Origin of the sequence: Gordonia amicalis NBRC 100051 = JCM 11271, from assembly GCF_000332995.1 — a bacterium.
GTDB lineage: Bacteria > Actinomycetota > Actinomycetes > Mycobacteriales > Mycobacteriaceae > Gordonia > Gordonia amicalis.
Map to the genome: position 1 here is coordinate 143077 of NZ_BANS01000003.1, position 18237 is coordinate 161313.

The 18237-nt window shown below is 67.7% G+C and carries 16 protein-coding genes and 1 pseudogene; 4 read left to right on the plus strand and 13 right to left on the minus strand.

Annotation, left to right across the window (positions count from 1 at the left end; genetic code table 11):
• Positions 1-77: 77 nt before the first annotated feature.
• From fusA to GOAMI_RS02080, 7 genes are all read right to left on the minus strand, one after another.
• Positions 78-2183, minus strand: coding sequence for an elongation factor G (fusA, locus tag GOAMI_RS02050; RefSeq protein WP_006434720.1), 2106 nt, complete (start codon positions 2181-2183; stop codon positions 78-80).
• Between the two features lie 89 nt (positions 2184-2272).
• A complete protein-coding gene (gene rpsG, locus GOAMI_RS02055; protein ID WP_006434721.1) occupies positions 2273-2743 on the minus strand; it encodes a 30S ribosomal protein S7 in 471 nt (156 codons plus the stop codon).
• A 6-nt stretch (positions 2744-2749) separates the two neighbouring features.
• Entirely contained in the window at positions 2750-3121 is a 372-nt protein-coding gene (rpsL, locus tag GOAMI_RS02060; RefSeq protein ID WP_004020596.1) for a 30S ribosomal protein S12, read from the minus strand.
• Between the two features lie 411 nt (positions 3122-3532).
• The gene (locus GOAMI_RS02065) at positions 3533-4336 is read right to left on the minus strand and encodes a hypothetical protein (RefSeq protein WP_006434722.1); all 804 of its coding nucleotides are present in this window, start codon (positions 4334-4336) and stop codon (positions 3533-3535) included.
• Positions 4337-4346: 10 nt separating this feature from the next.
• Positions 4347-5009: a class I SAM-dependent methyltransferase gene (locus GOAMI_RS02070; RefSeq protein WP_006434723.1), complete on the minus strand. Its 663-nt coding sequence runs from the start codon at positions 5007-5009 to the stop codon at positions 4347-4349.
• 81 nt (positions 5010-5090) lie between these two features.
• Positions 5091-5693, minus strand: a complete 603-nt coding sequence (locus GOAMI_RS02075) for a DUF8020 domain-containing protein (RefSeq protein WP_006434724.1) — start codon at positions 5691-5693, stop codon at positions 5091-5093.
• A 161-nt stretch (positions 5694-5854) separates the two neighbouring features.
• On the minus strand, positions 5855-6730 hold the full coding sequence (locus tag GOAMI_RS02080) for an exodeoxyribonuclease III (RefSeq protein WP_006434725.1): 876 nt from the start codon (positions 6728-6730) through the stop codon (positions 5855-5857).
• A 68-nt stretch (positions 6731-6798) separates the two neighbouring features.
• Here GOAMI_RS02080 and GOAMI_RS02085 point away from each other — a divergent pair, with 68 nt between their 5' ends.
• The gene (locus GOAMI_RS02085) at positions 6799-8460 is read left to right on the plus strand and encodes a sigma-54-dependent Fis family transcriptional regulator (RefSeq protein ID WP_006434726.1); all 1662 of its coding nucleotides are present in this window, start codon (positions 6799-6801) and stop codon (positions 8458-8460) included.
• 26 nt (positions 8461-8486) lie between these two features.
• Here the strand turns inward: GOAMI_RS02085 and GOAMI_RS02090 are convergent, their stop codons facing one another.
• Positions 8487-9644: an HPP family protein gene (locus tag GOAMI_RS02090; protein WP_006434727.1), complete on the minus strand. Its 1158-nt coding sequence runs from the start codon at positions 9642-9644 to the stop codon at positions 8487-8489.
• Positions 9645-9902: 258 nt separating this feature from the next.
• On the opposite strand from GOAMI_RS02090, the gene GOAMI_RS02095 reads away from it, so the two are divergent.
• The 3 genes and pseudogenes from GOAMI_RS02095 to GOAMI_RS02105 all read left to right on the plus strand — a co-directional run.
• The gene (locus tag GOAMI_RS02095; RefSeq protein ID WP_006434728.1) at positions 9903-11399 is read left to right on the plus strand and encodes an aldehyde dehydrogenase family protein; all 1497 of its coding nucleotides are present in this window, start codon (positions 9903-9905) and stop codon (positions 11397-11399) included.
• A 52-nt stretch (positions 11400-11451) separates the two neighbouring features.
• Positions 11452-12570 carry an NDMA-dependent alcohol dehydrogenase gene (locus GOAMI_RS02100; RefSeq protein ID WP_006434729.1) on the plus strand — a complete coding sequence of 373 codons (1119 nt, stop codon included), beginning with the start codon at positions 11452-11454 and terminating at the stop codon, positions 12568-12570.
• A 154-nt stretch (positions 12571-12724) separates the two neighbouring features.
• Positions 12725-13120 (plus strand): annotated as a pseudogene (locus tag GOAMI_RS02105) (Pr6Pr family membrane protein); the annotation flags it as partial.
• A 10-nt stretch (positions 13121-13130) separates the two neighbouring features.
• Here the strand turns inward: GOAMI_RS02105 and GOAMI_RS02110 are convergent.
• From GOAMI_RS02110 to GOAMI_RS02130, 5 genes are all read right to left on the minus strand, one after another.
• On the minus strand, positions 13131-13805 hold the full coding sequence (locus tag GOAMI_RS02110; RefSeq protein WP_006434731.1) for a TetR family transcriptional regulator: 675 nt from the start codon (positions 13803-13805) through the stop codon (positions 13131-13133).
• Positions 13806-13808: 3 nt separating this feature from the next.
• A complete protein-coding gene (locus GOAMI_RS02115; protein ID WP_006434732.1) occupies positions 13809-14981 on the minus strand; it encodes an acyl-CoA dehydrogenase family protein in 1173 nt (390 codons plus the stop codon).
• A 46-nt stretch (positions 14982-15027) separates the two neighbouring features.
• Positions 15028-16191, minus strand: a complete 1164-nt coding sequence (locus GOAMI_RS02120; RefSeq protein ID WP_006434733.1) for an acyl-CoA dehydrogenase family protein — start codon at positions 16189-16191, stop codon at positions 15028-15030.
• Positions 16192-16252: 61 nt separating this feature from the next.
• A complete protein-coding gene (locus GOAMI_RS02125; RefSeq protein WP_006434734.1) occupies positions 16253-17056 on the minus strand; it encodes a TIGR03084 family metal-binding protein in 804 nt (267 codons plus the stop codon).
• A gap of 220 nt (positions 17057-17276) precedes the next feature.
• Complete coding sequence (locus GOAMI_RS02130) at positions 17277-18218, minus strand: PaaI family thioesterase (protein WP_006434735.1); 942 nt, start codon at positions 18216-18218, stop codon at positions 17277-17279.
• Positions 18219-18237 lie beyond the last annotated feature (19 nt).

Genomic DNA, 18237 nt, shown 5'->3' on the forward strand with positions numbered 1-18237 from the left:
GGATCCCAGCAGGGGTTTTCATTTACGTTGGTGCGCCCGCTTGTCGGCCAGCGCGTGTCGCCAGGGCGACCGGGGAATTACTCTCCGGTGGCCTTCGCGATGATTTCCTTCGACACGTTCGCGGGAACTTCCGCGTACGAGTCGAACACCATGGAGTAGTTTGCCCGGCCCTGGGTCTTCGACCGAAGGTCTCCGATGTAGCCGAACATCTCCGACAGCGGCACCTGTGCCTTCACGACACGTGCACCACTGCGCTCCTCCATGGCCTGGATCTGGCCACGGCGGGAGTTCAGGTCGCCGATGACGTCGCCCATGTAGTCCTCGGGAGTCGTGACCTCGACGGCCATGATCGGCTCCAGGATGACCGGGCCGGCCATCTTCGCAGCTTCCTTGAGGGCCTGCGAGCCGGCGATCTTGAAGGCCATTTCCGACGAGTCGACGTCGTGGTACTGACCGTCGAGCAGGGTGACCTTCAGGTTGACCAGCGGGTAACCGGCGAGGACACCGTACTGCATGGCGTCCTGGGCACCGGCATCCACCGAAGGGATGTACTCGCGCGGGACTCGACCACCGGTGACGGCGTTGGCGAACTCGTAGGTCGCACCGTCCTCGGCATCCACGAGGGGCTCGAGCTTGATGATGACCTTCGCGAACTGACCCGAACCACCGGTCTGCTTCTTGTGGGTGTACTCGTGCTTCTCGACCGTCTTGCGGATGGTCTCGCGGTACGCCACCTGCGGCTTGCCGACGTTGGCCTCGACCTTGAACTCGCGCTTCATGCGGTCGACCAGGATGTCGAGGTGGAGCTCGCCCATACCGCCGATGACGGTCTGGCCGGTCTCCTCGTCGAGCTGGACCGAGAAGGTCGGGTCCTCTTCGGCGAGCTTCTGGATCGCGGTGCCGAGCTTCTCCTGGTCGGACTTGGTCTTCGGCTCGATCGAGACGTTGATGACCGGGTCCGGGAAGCTCATGGACTCGAGCACGATGGGCGCTGCCGCATCACACAGGGTGTCACCGGTGGTGGTGTCCTTGAGGCCGATCATCGCGTAGATGTGACCCGCGGTGGCGTCCTCGACCGGGTTCTCCTTGTTGGCATGCATCTGGAACAGCTTGCCGATGCGCTCCTTCTTGCCCTTGGTGGCGTTGAGCACCTGGGTGCCGGCGTTGATCCTGCCGGAGTACACACGCACGAAGGTGAGCTTGCCGAAGAAGGGGTGGGCCGCGATCTTGAACGCGAGAGCCGAGAACGGCTCGTCGGCGGACGGCTTGCGCGAGAGGATCTCCTCCTCGTCGCCCACGGCGTGGCCCTCGACCGACGGCACGTCCAGCGGGGACGGCAGGTAGTCGATGACCGCGTCCAGCATCGGCTGGACACCCTTGTTCTTGAAGGCCGAGCCACAGAGAACCGGGTAGAGCTCACGGGAGACGGTCAGCTTGCGGATCGCAGCCTTGATCTCCTCGACGGTGAGCTCTTCGCCGCCGAAGTACTTCTCCATGAGGGCTTCGTCGGACTCGGCGACCGTCTCGAGCAGTTGCTCGCGGTACTCCGCAGCCTTCTCGACCAGGTCGGCCGGGATCTCCTCGATCGTCGGCTCGGCACCGGTCGGCACGACGCCGCGCCAGGTGATGGCCTTCTGCTCGATGAGGTCGACGACGCCGTCGAAGTTGTCCTCGGCACCGATCGGGAGCTGCAGGACCAGCGGCTTGGCGCCGAGACGGTCCTTGATGGTCTGAACGGTGAAGTAGAAGTCCGCGCCCAGCTTGTCCATCTTGTTGACGAAGCAGATACGGGGGACTTCGTACTTCTCGGCCTGACGCCACACCTGCTCGGACTGCGGCTCGACGCCTTCCTTGCCGTCGAACACGGCGACCGCGCCGTCGAGGACGCGGAGGCTGCGCTCCACCTCGACGGTGAAGTCGACGTGGCCGGGGGTGTCGATGATGTTGATCTGGTTCTTGTTCCAGAAACAGGTCACGGCCGCGGAGGTGATGGTGATACCACGCTCCTTCTCCTGCTCCATCCAGTCGGTGGTCGAGGCACCGTCGTGGGTTTCACCGATCTTGTAGTTCACACCGGTGTAGAAGAGGATTCGCTCGGTCGTGGTGGTCTTGCCGGCATCGATGTGGGCCATGATGCCGATGTTGCGCACCTTGTTCAGGTCGCTGAGCACTTCCTGTGCCACTTATTCGCCTCGCATTTTCGCTAGAGCTGTTGGGTCTGAGGTGGGTCCGGCCGCGGCGACCCGGAAAGGGCCACCGCGGCCGACAGTGATCACCAGCGGTAGTGCGCGAACGCCCGGTTGGCCTCGGCCATCTTGTGGGTGTCCTCGCGGCGCTTCACCGAAGCACCGAGGCCGTTGGACGCGTCGAGCAGCTCGTTGGCCAGGCGCTCGACCATCGTCTTCTCGCGACGCTGACGGCTGAAGGTCACGAGCCAGCGGAGCGCCAGGGTGTTGGCGCGACCCGGCTTGACCTCGATCGGCACCTGGTAGGTGGCGCCACCGACGCGGCGGCTCTTCACCTCGAGGGTGGGCTTGACGTTGTCGAGCGCACGCTTGAGGGTGACGACCGGATCGGTGCCGGTCTTCTCGCGGGCCTGCTCGAGCGCGCCGTAGACGATGCGCTCGGCGGTCGACTTCTTGCCGTCCAGCAGGATCTTGTTGACCAGCTGGGTGACCAGCGGCGAACCGTAGACCGGGTCGTTGATCAGCGGGCGCTTGGGTGCGGGTCCTTTACGTGGCATGACTTATCAGTTCCCCTTCTTCGCGCCGTAGCGGCTACGGGCCTGCTTGCGGTCCTTGACACCCTGGGTGTCGAGCGAGCCGCGGATGATCTTGTAGCGCACACCCGGGAGGTCCTTCACACGACCGCCGCGGACGAGCACCATCGAGTGCTCCTGCAGGTTGTGGCCTTCGCCGGGGATGTAGGCGGTGACCTCCACCGAGCTGGTCAGACGCACACGGGCGACCTTGCGCAGCGCGGAGTTCGGCTTCTTGGGGGTGGTGGTGTACACGCGGGTGCACACGCCGCGACGCTGCGGGCTTCCCTTGAGGGCCGCGGTCTTGGTCTTCGCAGCCTTGTCATGACGGCCCTTGCGGACCAGCTGATTGATGGTTGGCACTAGGTGTTCATTCCTCTTTGTTGTCCGTTGTGGTTGGTGCTCCGGGCAAGCTCGTGGAAACCGGTCTCCAGACCGACTTCCGGCGCGCTTCCACAACTCGCCCCACCAGCGCATACGCACTGGTCAGTACATTTTCGCTACCCCGGGGTCGGGCGTGTCATACACTCGACAGCGGATTCGCCTGTCAGGCCGCTGTGCCGCCCTGCCCCGAGTTCACTCGATCTCGGGGCCGACTCGAGAGCCATTGGCCGGGCATGCGGACTGGCCCAGCATTGGCCGGGCACCGACGATCCACTCTACCGATCGGGTTTGCACAGGTCAAAAAACGGATCCTCCGCGCGACCTGCAGGTGAACAGGTCGTGTGCGCTGGGGCCCGAACACACTGCGACATGGCATTACCTTCTCCACTCTTACACCCCCGGACCCGGCGCGTCGAGGCTTCGTCCGGCCCGATCTCGCCGCCCGTTTCCCCTGGCCGGAATCGGTGCCCGGACCTGCGCGATCACGGGCGCAAAAGGACTGTCAGGATCCATCGGCCGGCGCGACGGTGAGCTCTGACCGCCGTACCAGCGGTCGACGATCGTCGCCTGGCGTTCGAGGTTGTGATCGGCCCATTCGTGGTGAGCATCACCCGGCCCGCGGAGGCGGTAGACGTTCTCGCCGAGTTCGTGCCGCGCTTGAACCGCGAGCGCGTCGGCCAGGAACGACGCCGACGACCCGGCGTCGACGATCTGCCGGACGTGCACGAGCTCGTGGATCAGCAGCTGGCCGGGCACCGGATAAGCCGCGGGCCCGGGCCCCAGCGGCGCGTCGAACATCGCGCCGAGGTGACAGAAGACCAGGCCGTCCACCGCGGGCAGCGTGAAGGCACGTCCCCCGCGTCCGGAGAGGTCGGTGAGGATCACGTCATCGAACCACTCGGCAGGCCCGAACACACGCTCGGCGGCTCGACGTTCCTCGTCGGACAGCGGGCGGTGCCGGATGCGGAGGCCGGCAACGATCCCGGCACCCAGGCCCGCCATCACCGCGATCGCGAGCCCGAGGGGTCCGAACCAGATCGTCACGAGTGCGACGTGCGCGGCCACGAGCACCCCTGCGGTCGGCCCTGGTCCCGCGGGCAGACGTTGACCTCCGACTCGATGGGCGAGTGACAGCACGACACCGAGGAACCGTCCGTAGCCGCGGGCCACCCGGATGAGGAGTCGTCTCGACATCGAGTGACCCTCAGTCCCGTACGGCCATGACGACCAGACCGGGCCCGACGTGTTCGTCGGCGGGCAGCCGGAGCTCGGCGACCGGGCGCAGGCCGGCCTGCTCGATCAATCCGACGTACTTCTCCGGCGACCACTGATGGGTCGTCCACTCGACCGGACCGCCGTAGGCCACAGTGCGTCGCACGTCCTTCTCGCCCGTGTGGGTGCCGGTGATGAAGCAGCCGCCCGGCATCAATGCGCGGGCGAATGAGGCCAGCACCTGAGGGAGAACGTGCCGCGGGAGGATGAACAACGACCACCACCCCAGAACACCGCCCAGCGATGCGTCGGCGAGATCCAGGTCGGTCGCCGAGCCGACCTCGAAACGGCAGGACGGGTGCAGGCGACGCGCGTTGTCGATCATGCGCGGCGAGAGGTCCACGCCGGTCACGTCGAGTCCGCGCTCGGCGAGATAGGCGGTGACGGTCCCGGGTCCACAGCCGACGTCGAGCACGGGACCGATGCCCGCCACCGATTCGGCGAACGCGTCGAGTGCGGCCTTCAGCCACGGCTGATACCGGGGGTCGCCGATTCCCGTGTCCACCACCAGTCGGACGTAGTCGTCGGCCACCCGGTCATAAGACGCGCGGACGGCGTCGAGGTCGGCCGGTCGATCGATGGGGTCGGCGCGCATGGGCCCCACGATAGGACCCGGATACGACACCGCCCCCGGTCCGGAGATCCGGCCGGGGGCGGGCATGACGATTCTGGACGCCTACGGGGTGTTGAACCAGGCGACGACCGAGGGCCACGCCTTCGGGTTCGACTCGCCGTAGCCGATGTAGGCACCGATGAACGCACCGACGCCGGCGCCGATCCAGCCGAAGACGATGAAGCCGATGAGGCCGCCGATCAGCGTGTACAAGGGCGTGTTCCCCCGCCAGCCCTTGTTCAGCTCCGTCCACATGATGTCGTAACGCTGCTGCTTGGTCAGGCGCTGCTTGGCCGCCTTCGTCTCGGCGGCGTCGAGCACAGACCGGAAATCCGTTCCGACGACCGGAGTGAGGGTGACCGACGACTTGTCCGCGCCGACCGCGGCGCGCAGCGGAACGGTGAACCCGTCCATCTGCCCCGACAGCGGCATCGACGAGACGGTGCGACCGCGGCCGTCGAGGATCTGCAGCGCACCCGCCGGCGTGACCGCGAGGCTTCCCCCGCGGACGTCGACGATCACGCTCCTGTGGTCGCCGCCGATCGCTGCGGACGCCGTCGGGAGCGCCACCGTCGCCGGTGCCGCGTGTGCCGTCGCAACGGGGACGGCGACGAGTACTGCACCCATCATGGCCAGCGCCATGATCCCTGCCCTGAGGTGCTTCATGTGTGAATTCTCTTTCTCACGAGGATCTTTGGCCCGTGCTCGGGCCGCGGTGATCATATCGGAGAAGAGACAGGTTGCCGCAATCGTCTCAACAGGCCAATCCCGTGTGGGCGCTGACGAATCACGTTGCGGCGCAGCAGATTCGAGAATAGTGAGCGGGATCACTCCGGCGTCTGGGGGAGTTTCACCTTCGAGCCACCGCGCTTGGCCGGATTCGACGGGGGCGGGACCACCGGGCCGATGTCCCCGTCGGGGGCCTCGTCGAGGTCGACGATGACCGGCGCATGATCGCTGGGTTTGCTGCCCTTGCGCGCCTTGCGGTCGATCCAGGCCGCCTCGACCCGGCCGGCGGCGGACTCGCCGGCCAGGATCAGGTCGATCCGCATGCCCAGGTCCTTGTGGAACATTCCGGCACGGTAGTCCCAGTAACTGAAGACCCGGTCGTCCGGCCAGCGGTCACGGACGACGTCCCGCAGACCCAGAGCCGCGAACTCGGCGAGTGCCGCCCGTTCCGGCGGGGTGACGTGCGTGTGCCCGACGTAGGCGTCCGGGTCGAAGACGTCGGCGTCGGCGGGAGCGATGTTCATGTCGCCGCAGAGAAGCGTCGACGACGGGTCTGTGACCGCGCGCGCGAGCGCGGCCAGCCACTCGAGCTTGTACGTGTAGTGATCGGAGTCCGGGGTGCGGCCGTTGGGCACGTAGAGCGAGTAGATGCGCAGGCCGTCGCACACCGCCGAGACCGCCCGCGCCTCGAGCGTCTCCGGGTTCGGGTAGCCGGGCATGCCGTCGAATCCGATTCGCACGTCATCGAGCCCGACCCGCGAGAGCAGGGCGACGCCGTTCCACTGACCCTGCCCCGCATGCGCGATCTCATAACCGCGTTCGGCGAGATCGGCGCCGAGCGTCTCGTGGAATGCGGTATCGGAGAGCTTGGTCTCCTGCAGGCAGACGACGTCGGGACGCCGTTCGTCGAGCCACGGCAGCAGGCGCGGAATCCGCTGTTTCACCGAGTTCACGTTCCAGGTCGCGACGCGCATGGGCCCACGGTAGTACGACCCACCGACGCCGTTCCGGCCCGGCATCCGGGCTTTCCTTCGTCGGTGATGTGTGTCACGTTGGTGTCATCGACACTCTCTCGTTCCGGCCAGATCGAACGCCACACCGCCCTGTCATCGAGCACTCGTGGCGACGGTCGGCGCTATCGGGAGTCAGGCCGGAGGACAACACCCCCGCCCGACTCCGGGACATCGGATCCGCCGATCCGCTGCTCGATGCGGCGCGTCCCGTCCTCGACGACGCCGCGGCCCGTCTCGCCGACACCGACGTGTCGCTGCTGCTCGTCGACCACGAGTGCCGCATGGTCACCCGGGTGGCATTCGGGACGACCGTCGAACGCCGGCTCGATGCGATCGGTGCGACGCCCGGTGTCCCGTTCGGCGAGGACATCGTCGGGACCACCGCGCTCGGCACCCCCGCCGAGACGCGCGGCGGTGTGATCGTCAACAGCACCGAGCACTACCTCGAACAGTTCCGGACGATCAGCTGCTTCGGGCAGCCGATCATCCATCCCGCGACGCGACGCCTCGCGGGGATCATCTGCATGTCCGAGATCGCCGACCGCATCAACCCGCTCGCGGTGCCGGTGGTCAACGGCATCGTCGCCGACATCGCGGACCGGTTGCTCGACCGATCCCGTGCGCACCAGCGACGCGTGCTCGACGCCTTCCAGCGCGCCGCGCCACGTCGCGACATCGCGGTGGCCGCCATCGGCGACGACCTGCAACTCACCAATGCCCTGGCCGCCGAGTTGCTCTCCCCCACCGACATCGGCGCACTCCGCGTGATCGCCACCGATCCCGCGCTGCGTACGACGACGCTGCCCCTCACGCTCGTCTCCGGGGCGGAGGTCGAGGTCGCCGTCGAACCGGTGGCCGGTACCCGCGGGGCCGCACTGTTCCGCTTCCGCGCCCTCAGCACACCGACGACGCCGACGCGGTCCACTCCGGTCCGGCCGTCTCGCACGACCGTCGCCGTCTCCGGTGAGCCGGGCACCGGACGCACGACGCTGGCTCTCGAACTTGCCGCCGAATCATCCGACGAGTCCGGCCGAACCGTGGTCGTCGACGTCGCCGACGAGTTGATCAACGGTCGACAGCCGGATGTCGCCGGTCAGCTCGCACGAGCTCGATCGTCGGGGGTCCCGCTGGTGATCGACGGTGTCGACCTGCTCGACGACCGGTCCATCGCCCTGGTCACGCGGGCCACGGCATCGACACCGGCGGCGGCGCCGTTGATCCTCGTCAGCGGTCCTCGCGCACAGGCGGGTCCCGCGGTCGCGGCGCTGCTCGGCCGGTGCGCAACCCGCATCGATCCGGCGCCACTACGTCACCGGACCTCGGAGCTCGCGGCCGTCGCGAGCGGCGTCCTCGGTGAGATCGATCCTGAACTCACGCTGTCCGGACCGGCGACCGACGCCCTGCTCAGCCAGGACTGGCCCGGGAACCTCACCGAGCTGATCGCGGTCCTGCGGGAGGCCGCGGCGTCGTGCCGGGAGCGGGCGGCACGCGTGATCGAAACCGCGGATCTCCCGGCCACCTATCGGACGACGAGTCGGGCGGCCCATCTCTCCGGACGGGAACAGGCCGAGCGAACCGCGATCGTCGACGCGCTCGACCGAGCGGGCGGCAACAAGGTCCGCGCCGCCCGGGACCTCGGGATCAGCCGCACCACGTTGTACGCGCGGATGCGAGCACTCGGGATCCAGTAGGCACCGCGATGAGGCCGGGCCGTACGTCAGTCGACGAGCGGATCGGCCAGCGTGTGCCGTGCGAGCGCGGCGATGAGGTCGGTCTGCGTGACGATGCCGACCAGCAGGTCCCCGTCGAGCACGGGCACGGCACCGCATCCGCTGTCGGCGAGCATCGGCAACAACGCGGTCACCGGCGCGTCCGGCGCCGCGATCGGCAGCGTGGTGTCCATGACGTCGGCGGCCGTCAGGACGCTGCCGTCCCGGCGCAGCAGCCGGGCGAACATCCGGTCCGATCCGCGTGCCGAGCCCACGCGAAGGCGTGAGACGAGATGGATCTGGAAGACGACACCCAGGAACCGGCCGCCGCGCGTCACCACGGGCAGCGAGGTGAAGCGGTGGGTGTCGAACATCTGCGCCAGGTCGGGAAGTGTCGCGTCCGGTCCCACTGTCACCAGATCCCCGGACATGACGTCACCGGCGACGAGCGGGTCGGCGCGATGGCCCGCAGCCTGGAGTTCGGCTGCCCCGATGAGTCGTGCGAGATCGGCGACACCGAGATTGAGGGACTGGCTGTACCGGTTGAGGATGTCGGTCAGCTCGTCCTCGTCCAGTCCGATCCGCGCGGTGGCCGACGACTCGTCGTCGAACCGACGGTACGGATACCGGCGTCCGGTGACCCGTGCGTATCCGGCCGCGAGCACGACCAGCGCGATCGTCCCCACGGCGACGGGGGCCAGGGCGAACCGGACCCCGAGCGCGTGGACCACGTCCGGGCTGAGCCCGGCGGTCATCGCGACGGCGCCGCCGGGCGGATGCACTGCGCGACAGACCACCATGGCCAGGACCGCCACACCGACTGCGAGCGGGACGCGCAGCTCACTCGGCGACACCAGCAGGGTCACCAAGACGCCGGCGAACGCCGACACGGTGTTGCCGACGACCGCCGACCAGGGCTGGGCGAGCGGACTGTTGGGCGCGGCGAACATCAGGACCGCGGACGCCCCGAACGGTGCGATCAGGACGATCAGGAACAGACCCGTCCGCAGATCGACTCCGGACGTCGCGAGCACGAGTCCGACGAGCCCCAGACCCAGCACCGATCCGACTCCGGCACGTACCGCCTCGCGCAGCGACACCGACGCTCCCGGCGGTCCCACCGACTGCAGCGCACCGCGAAGACGGTCGGCCATGCGCGCTGCCATCGGTTCCCTCTCCGGATGTGGAGGCGGCGCTCGCCACCCCCGGACACGCTAGCGACGCCGCCGGACGCACTTTCCGCGACCCCGGATCACGCCATCCGGCAACGACGAGGTGAAGGTGTTCAGTTTCTGGACACGGCGACCGCCCCGATCGGTGGCAGAAATGAGTCAGGTCACAGCTATGACCCAGATCACCCTGACCGGCTCGTCTCGACCCGCTCGCTTCGCCACCGGCGTCGAGCGCTTTCCCAGGAGGTACCCATGACCGCAGTCGCCACCGACCTGCTCCCGAAGGTCCGCGACTTCATCGGCCACGACCGCCCGATGCTGATCGGCGGTGAATGGGTGTGGTCGGCGTCCGGCCGCACCTTCGAGACCATCGACCCCGCCACCACCCGTCCCCTCACCTCGGTCGCTCACGGTGACGCCACCGACGTCGACCGCGCGGTCCGCGCCGCCCGCGAGGCCTTCGACTCCGGACCGTGGACGCGGATGAAGCCGAACGAACGCGAACGGCTGCTCTGGCACGTCGGCGATCTGGTCACCGAACGCGCGGCCGAGTTCGGTCAGCTCGAAGCACTCGACAACGGCAAAGCCGCGACCATCGCGACCGCCGTCGACACCGCTTGGGCCGCCGACATCTTCCGCTACAACGCGGGCCTGGCCACCAAAATCACCGGTTCGACGGTCGACGTGTCGATGCCGTTCGTACCGGGTGGCGAGTTCCACGCCTACACGCTGCGCGAACCGGTCGGGGTGTGCGGGTTGATCGTCCCGTGGAACTTCCCGCTGCTGATGGCCGCCTTCAAACTGGCGCCGGCGCTCGCGGCGGGCAACACCGTCATCCTCAAACCCGCCGAGCAGACCCCCCTCACCGCACTGCTGCTCGGTGAGATCTTCGACGAGGCGGGCTTCCCGCCCGGCGTGGTCAACATCGTAACCGGATACGGCGAGGCAGGCGCCGCCCTCGCCGCACACGACGACGTCGACAAGATCGCCTTCACCGGTTCCACCGAGGTCGGCAAGAAGATCGTCGAGGCGGCGAAGGGCAATCTCAAGAAGGTGTCGCTCGAACTGGGCGGCAAGAGCCCCAACATCGTCTTCGCCGACGCCGACTTCGAGAAGGCGGTCGCCGGATCGGTGGCCGCGTGGATGTTCAACCACGGCCAGTGCTGCGTCGCCGGCACCCGGTTGTTCGTCGAGCGTCCGATCTTCGACGACTTCACCGCGGCGGTCGCCGAGGCCGCATCCCAGACGAAGATCGGCCCCGGCCTCGATCCGGCCACCGAACTCGGACCGCTGGTGAGTCAGGAGCAGTTCGACCGCGTGTCCGGCTACCTGGCGGCCGGACTCGCCGACGGTGCACGAGCATTGACCGGCGGAAAGCGTTGGGGCGATGAGGGATTCTTCATCGAGCCGACCGTGTTCGGCGACGTCGAACCCGACTTCTCCATCGTGCGCGAGGAGATCTTCGGGCCGGTCGTCGCAGCGCTGCCGTTCGACGCCGACACCGGGGTCGCGGCCGCGGCCAACGACTCCATCTACGGTCTCGCCGCGGGCATCTGGACGACCGACCTGTCGAAGGCGCACCGGACGGCCCGCCAGATCAAGGCCGGTTCGGTGTGGGTCAACCAGTACAACGGCTTCGACACGGCGATGCCCTTCGGTGGCTACAAGCAGTCGGGCTGGGGCCGCGAACTCGGCTCCTCGGCCATCGACCTCTACACGCAGACCAAGGCCGTCAACATCGCGCTGTGACCGGCCATCCCTGATTCACCCAGAGTTCCCATCAAGTGCAAAGGAGCACGTCATGACACTCACCACCAAGGCCGCCGTTCTCACCGCCCCCGGAAAGCCCTTCGAGATCGTCGAACTCGATCTCGACGAACCCCGCGAGGGTGAGGTCCTGATCAAGTACACCGCCGCGGGCCTGTGCCATTCCGACCTCCACCTCACCGACGGCGACCTGCCGCCCCGCTACCCGATCGTGGGTGGTCACGAGGGCTCCGGGATCATCGAGGCAGTCGGACCCGGTGTGACCAAGGTGAAGCCGGGTGACCACGTCGTGTGCAGCTTCATCCCCAACTGCGGCACGTGTCGTTACTGCTCGTCGGGACGACAGAACCTGTGTGACATGGGCGCGACCATCCTCGAGGGTTCGATGCCCGACGGCACCTTCCGATTCCATTCGGGCAAGGATGATTTCGGCGCCATGTGCATGCTGGGCACGTTCTCCGAACGCGCCACCATCTCGCAGCACTCGGTGGTGAAGGTCGACGACTGGCTGCCCCTGGACAAGGCGGTCCTCGTCGGCTGCGGCGTACCGTCGGGCTGGGGGACCTCGGTGTACGCCGGCGGCGTGCGACCCGGTGACACCGTGGTCATCTACGGCATCGGCGGCCTCGGCATCAACGCGGTGCAGGGTGCGGTGTCGGCCGGCGCCAAGTTCGTCGTGGTCGTCGACCCGGTGGACATGAAGCGCGACGCCGCTCTGAAATTCGGTGCGACGCATGCCTATGCGGACCCGCAGGAGGCCGCCGCCAAGGTCAACGAACTGACGTGGGGACAGGGCGCCGACCAGGCACTGATCCTCGTGGGCACGGTCGACGAGGAAGTCGTGTCGAACGCGACGGCCGTCATCGGCAAGGGCGGCACAGTGGTCATCACCGGTCTCGCCGATCCGGCCAAACTGACCGTGCACGTGTCGGGCACCGACCTGACGCTCAATCAGAAGACGATCAAGGGCAGCCTGTTCGGCTCGGCCAACCCGCAGTACGACATCGTCAAGCTGCTGCGTCTCTACGATCAGGGCCAGCTCAAGCTCGACGAGCTGATCACCACCACCTACACCCTCGACCAGGTCAACGAGGGCTATCAGGATCTCCGCGACGGCAAGAACCTTCGCGGGGTCATCATCCACGGCGAGTGAGCCGAGCCGGACTCGCCCGGGGGACTCATCCCCGGGCGAGTTCGCGTATCCGTTGCCCTCCGGTTCGCCGCACGCAGTTCCCCGCGCGCCGCACCACCGGTGTCCGGGATGGACCGGGCAACTGTCCGAGCATCATCGGATCCCGGTTACCGACGGAGCGGTGACCACCTGCATGGTGATCACCGGAATCGTGTACGCACTGCTGCTCAGCGGGGTCGATGTGGACGTCACCTACGGCTGGGTCAACGACGTGCTGCACCGCATCATCCCCCTGGTGATGCTGGTGGACTGGATCGTGGTGCGCGCCAAGCGGCTTCCCGAACGCAGTTGGCTCACCTGGTTGGCCGTTCCGCTGGTGTAGGGCGTGTACACCCTGATCCGCGGACCCCTCGTCGACTAATATCCGTATCCGTTCATCGATCCCCGTGGGCAGGGCTATGTCTCGATGACCATCTCGCTGGTGGTCGTGTTCGTCGGGATGGCGCTCATGTCCTTCGGCGTCTACTGGGCCGGGACCCGAGGCAGGTCACGCGAGGAGGTCGCCGCCTGAGGGCGGTGAACTAGAGACCGGATTCGACGCCCAGCGCCACGGCGATCTGCTCGCACCAGGTGTCGACCACCTGGGCGCGTCGTGCCGAATCGTCCGACAGGGTATCGGCGAGACCGAGTCCGCGAGCGAAGTCGAGTGTCGCCTGGACAAGGCGGCGTCCCTTCTGGTCATCCGGCGAGACACCCATCGCCGCCATCGTCCGCTGATGGGCGGCCCGGGCGAACTTCGCCTCGAGGGGCAGGATCAGTTTGCGCAGCGCAGGGTCGGACGCTGCCGCGGCCCACACCTGCAGTGCCGCCTTGAATTCCGTGCCCGTGTACACCGCCACCGCGCGCTGGACCGCGGCGCTCACCCGCGCAGGGGTGATCGCCTCGTCGGAGCCGGGTGCCTCGATCTCGCTGCCCGCCGCCGCGGTCAGGTCGTCGAAGACCTGCTCGAGCGCAGCGGTGATGAGCGCTTCCCGCGTCGGGAAGTGATGTTGCGCAGCACCTCGCGACACTCCGGCACGTTCGGCGACGGCGGCAACCGTGGCGGCCGCCCATCCGTCCGCCGCGAGCACGTCGACCGTGGACCGCAGCAGTCGATGACGGGTCAGCCGTGAGCGTTCCTGCTGCGGGCCACGCGAATTCGGGCCGGCATTCGACGACCCTGGGTTCGGGGACACTGCCGTGGACACCGGCGCCACACCTCAGTAGGACTTGGGAAGGCCGAGGCTGGCCTGCGCGACGAAGTTGAGGATCATCTCCCGGCTGACCGGCGCGACGCGGGCGATGCGGACGAGGCTCAGCATCGGCGCGATACCGTACTCGGACGTCAGTCCGTTGCCGCCCATCGAGTGCACGGCCTGATCGACGATCTTCACCGCAGCCTCGGCCGCGGCGTACTTCGCCATGTTCGCCGGCTCGGCCGCGCCCCAGTCGTCGCCCGCGTCGTACATCGTCGCGGCCTTCTGCATCATGAGCTTGGCCATCTCGAGCTCGATCTTGCCCTGCGCCAACGGATGCGCGATGGCCTGGTGCGCGCCGATCGGCGTCTTCCACACCGTTCGTTCCTTGACGTACGACACGGCCTTGTCGAGTGCGAACCGTCCCATCCCGACCGCCGACGCCGCAGCCATGATCCGTTCCGGGTTCAATCCGGCGAACAGCTGGCTGAGAGCGGCGTCCTCGTCGCCGACCAGCGCGTCGGCCGGCAGTCGGACGTCGTCGAGGAACAGCTGGAACTGCTTCTCCGGGTTCTGCAGTTCCATGTCGATCATGGTGTAGGAGAAGTTCTCCGCATCGGTCGGCACGATGAACAGCGCCGGCTTGAGCTTGCCGGTCTTGGCGTCCTCGGTACGCGCGACGATCAGGACCGCCTGGGCCTGGTCGACACCCGAGATGTAGACCTTCTGGCCGGACAGCAGCCAGTCCGCGCCGTCACGGCGAGCGGTGGTGGTGATGTTGTGCGAGTTCGACCCGGCGTCGGGTTCGGTGATACCGAACGCCATCGTGATCGACCCGTCTGCCAGTCCGGGCAACCACCGCTGCTTCTGCTCGTCGGTGCCGAAGCGCGCGATCACATTGCCGCAGATGGCCGGTGAGACCACCAGCATCAGCAGCCCGGTGCCGGACGCAGCGATCTCCTCCATGACGATCGCCAGCTCGTACATGCCGGCTCCGCCGCCGCCGTACTCCTCGGGGAGGTTGACCCCGATGAAGCCGAGCTTGCCCGCTTCCTGCCAGAGTTCGTCGGTCTTGCGTCCCTCACGGGCGCACTGCCGGAAGTACTCCTGGCCGTATTTGGCCGCCAGACCGGCCACCGCGGAACGCAGTTGGGCGCGCTCCGGGGTTTCCACGAAGGGGTTGTCCAGGGTTGTCATCGCGTCGTTCCCTCTCGGTCGTGTCGGTTCGGATGTTCGCAGCGGTTCAGGCGTGGAAGCCGAGCCGCTTGGCGGCCAGACCGTTGAGGATCTCGGTGGTGCCGCCGCCGATACCGATGATGCGCATGTCGCGGTACTGCCGCTCGACCTCGGTGCCGGTCATGTATCCCAGTCCGCCGTGGAGCTGAACGGCCTTGTTGGCCACCCATTCTCCCGCTTCGACGGCGGTGTTCTTGGCGAAACACACCTCGGCGATGAGGTCGTCGTGTGAGGTCACCTTGCGTTCCACCACGGCGCGTGTGTAGGTGCGGGCGATGTCGATACGACGCGCCATCTCGGTGAGGCTGTCCTGCACCGACTGCCGCGCGATGATCGGTTTGCCGAAGGTCTCGCGGTCGCGCGCCCACTGCACGGTGAGATCGAGACAGCGCTGCGCGCTGGCGTAGGCCTGCACCGCGAGTCCGGACCGCTCGGTGACGAAAGCCATGGCGATCTGGGCGAATCCGGAGTTCTCCGGGCCGACGAGGTTCTTGACCGGCACACGTGCGTCGACGAACGACAGCTCTGCGGTGTCCGAGCAGCGCCAGCCCATCTTGTCGAGCTTCCGGGTGACGGTGAATCCGGGTGTGTCCTTGTCGATGACGAGCAGCGATACGCCGCCCGCGCCCGGCCCGCCGGTGCGCACCGCCGCGACGACGAAGTCCGCCCGGACAGCCGAGGTGATGTAGGTCTTGGAGCCGTTGACGACGTAGTGGTCGCCGTCCCGCTCGGCCTTCGTGGTCAGGTGGCCGACGTCGCTGCCTCCGCCGGGCTCGGTGATCGCGAGGCTGCCGATCTTCTCGCCGGCCAGGGTCGGGCGCACCCAACGGTCGATCTGTTCCGGATCGCCGGCGGCGATCAGGTGCGGCAGGGCGATGCCGTGAGTGAACAGCGAGGCGAAGATGCCGCCGGCCGCACCCGCGTAGTGCAGTTCCTCGGCGAGGATCGTTGTGTCGATGTGATCGCCACCGGAACCGCCGACCTCCTCGGGGATCCCGAGGCCGAACAATCCGAGCTTCGCGGCCTCGAGGTGGAGCGAACGCGGGATCTCGCCGTCACGCTCCCAGTCGTCCTGGAAGGGCAGGATGTGCTTATCGACGAATCTGCGGACCGTCGAACGCAGTTCGAGACGTTCCGGCGTGTCCCAGACGTCGGGGCTGACAATGGGCACCCAAGGCTCCTTTGTGTGATGTGACTGTGATGTGTTGGGGTCGGGTCGTCGGTGCGGTGGTTCAGGCCCCGCGCGGCTCGCGCCCCTCTCCCGGCGGGCCGGCGAAACACTGAGCGATGCCGGACCATTCGAGCGCGTCGTGACCGACGATCTCCAGGTCGAGGTCGGCGAGGGCGCGACGCTGGGTCACCAGCTGACAAAAGTCGAGCGCCGAACCGCGGATGACGTCGGACGCGTCATCGGGCCCCCACGTCCACAGCTCCCCCGACGGCGACGTCAGCGCATAGTGGAACGGTTCGGCCGGCGGGGTCGTGCCGTTGACGATGTAGGCGAAATCGCGTGTGCGCACCCCGATGTGCGCGACGTGGCGGATGCGGTCGCTGGGCAGCACGGTCACCCCGAGGGCATCGGCGACGTCGAGGCCGTGGGCCCACGTCTCCATCAATCGCGCGGTGGCCATGGAGGCGGCCGACATCGGCGGGCCGAACCACGGGATCTTCACACCCGGTGGCACGTTCCGGAGCGCATCCGCGAGCTTGCCGCGGGCGAGACGCCAGCCGGCGAGGATCTCCTCGGCCGGGGCACCCGCCCCGGCCTCGGCGGCGTCGTCGACGTAGGTCTCCGGATTCTTCTGCAGGGCTTCGGTGACGAGATCTGTGAAGCGATCGGGATCGGTTGCCGCGATGGCCGCGACCTCATCGGTCCACGCCAGATGCGCGATCTGGTGGGCGATCGTCCACCCCGGTGCGGGTGTGAGCGTCGCCCATCCCGCGTCGTCGAGGTCGGCGACCAGCGCATCGAGCTGCTCCGACTCGGCCTCGAGATCTGCCACCACACCGTGGACGGCCGCTGCCCGATCAGTCATGCGGTCAGCCTCACACAGGATCCCAGAAGAATCAAGCACGCTTGATTGTTTTTCGGCCGGAAACGCTGAAAACCGCCCCTGGAAACGGCCCTCCGGACCGCGTCGGGCGACGATATGTCGCCGACTCCGCTGCACAGGGCAGTTTTCCGGGGCAGATCTCAGGGGCGGTTTTCAGGGGCAGATCTCAGGGGCGGTTTTCGGGCAGTGGTGCGACGGACTCTCAGTGATAGTGGACGTCGAGCGTCGCGCGACTGAGCAGCACGTCGTCGTAGGACGTCATGGTGGCCTCGAAGGACGAGATACGACGCCCGGTCTTGATCGGCGTCACCTCCACGGTGACCTCGCCGCCGTCCACTGCGGGCGAGCGGTAGAAGCCGATGGCCATGTCGCCGATCGAGTAATCCTGCCCCGGCCCGGCGTGCAGGTGGCCGGCGAACGAGCCCGCCTGGCCGACGATCGTGGCGATGACGCCGCCGTGCATGGTGCCGAACATGTTGCCCATCCAGGGATCGGTGGCGCTGCGGAAGCGGATGCCGGCGTCCCGGTCGGTGGCACCGTCGAGCACCTCGACCGTGCCGTTGAGCATCTCGACGAGCGGCCCCGGGTCACGCTGCTTGGTGGCGATCTCCTCGACCACCGCCCGTCCCGGCAGACCCGAGGGAATCGTCGGCGGGAGCGTCACCCCGTGGTCGTCGTTGCAGCGGGGCATCGGCATCCCGATCTCCGCGGACGGCGTCTGCCCCGTCGGGGCGCGTCCGACGCGGACGTTGCGTGCGGAACCGACACAGCAGAGTTGCCCTGCGCCGGAACGGATCTCGACGCTCGTCGACCCCCAGCCGTCGTCGTGCATCACGACCTCGGCACGCGCCGCCAGCATGTCCCCGATCCGTGCGCGACCGTGCGTCGAGAGCGACAGCCGAGCCTGCAGCGTGGCGGCCGCCGGATCGTTGTGGACGCGATGGAACGGGATTCCGCCGCAGTGATCGAAGAGAACAGCGAGGGCGGGCACCTCGATGAGGCCGCGATGGTCGGCGAACTGCGAGCACAGGAGCTGGGCGGCACGCACACCGTTGGGCTCGACGGCCAGGTCGCCGAGGTGGAATGCGGACAGTGGGTCATGCGGCCCCGGATTCGGTGACTCGGCGTGGTGCAGATCGCTCATGCATCTTCTGTATCAGCAG

Bases quoted from the DNA above. Each gene is read 5' to 3' on its own strand.
- rpsG (WP_006434721.1), bottom strand. From the start codon at position 2,743: ATGCCACGTAAAGGACCCGCACCCAAGCGCCCGCTGATCAACGACCCG.
- GOAMI_RS02065 (WP_006434722.1), bottom strand. From the start codon at position 4,336: ATGTCGAGACGACTCCTCATCCGGGTGGCCCGCGGCTACGGACGGTTC.
- GOAMI_RS02070 (WP_006434723.1), bottom strand. From the start codon at position 5,009: ATGCGCGCCGACCCCATCGATCGACCGGCCGACCTCGACGCCGTCCGC.
- GOAMI_RS02075 (WP_006434724.1), bottom strand. From the start codon at position 5,693: ATGAAGCACCTCAGGGCAGGGATCATGGCGCTGGCCATGATGGGTGCA.
- GOAMI_RS02080 (WP_006434725.1), bottom strand. From the start codon at position 6,730: ATGCGCGTCGCGACCTGGAACGTGAACTCGGTGAAACAGCGGATTCCG.
- GOAMI_RS02090 (WP_006434727.1), bottom strand. From the start codon at position 9,644: ATGGCAGCGCGCATGGCCGACCGTCTTCGCGGTGCGCTGCAGTCGGTG.
- GOAMI_RS02095 (WP_006434728.1), top strand. From the start codon at position 9,903: ATGACCGCAGTCGCCACCGACCTGCTCCCGAAGGTCCGCGACTTCATC.
- GOAMI_RS02100 (WP_006434729.1), top strand. From the start codon at position 11,452: ATGACACTCACCACCAAGGCCGCCGTTCTCACCGCCCCCGGAAAGCCC.
- GOAMI_RS02115 (WP_006434732.1), bottom strand. From the start codon at position 14,981: ATGACAACCCTGGACAACCCCTTCGTGGAAACCCCGGAGCGCGCCCAA.
- GOAMI_RS02125 (WP_006434734.1), bottom strand. From the start codon at position 17,056: ATGACTGATCGGGCAGCGGCCGTCCACGGTGTGGTGGCAGATCTCGAG.
- GOAMI_RS02130 (WP_006434735.1), bottom strand. From the start codon at position 18,218: ATGAGCGATCTGCACCACGCCGAGTCACCGAATCCGGGGCCGCATGAC.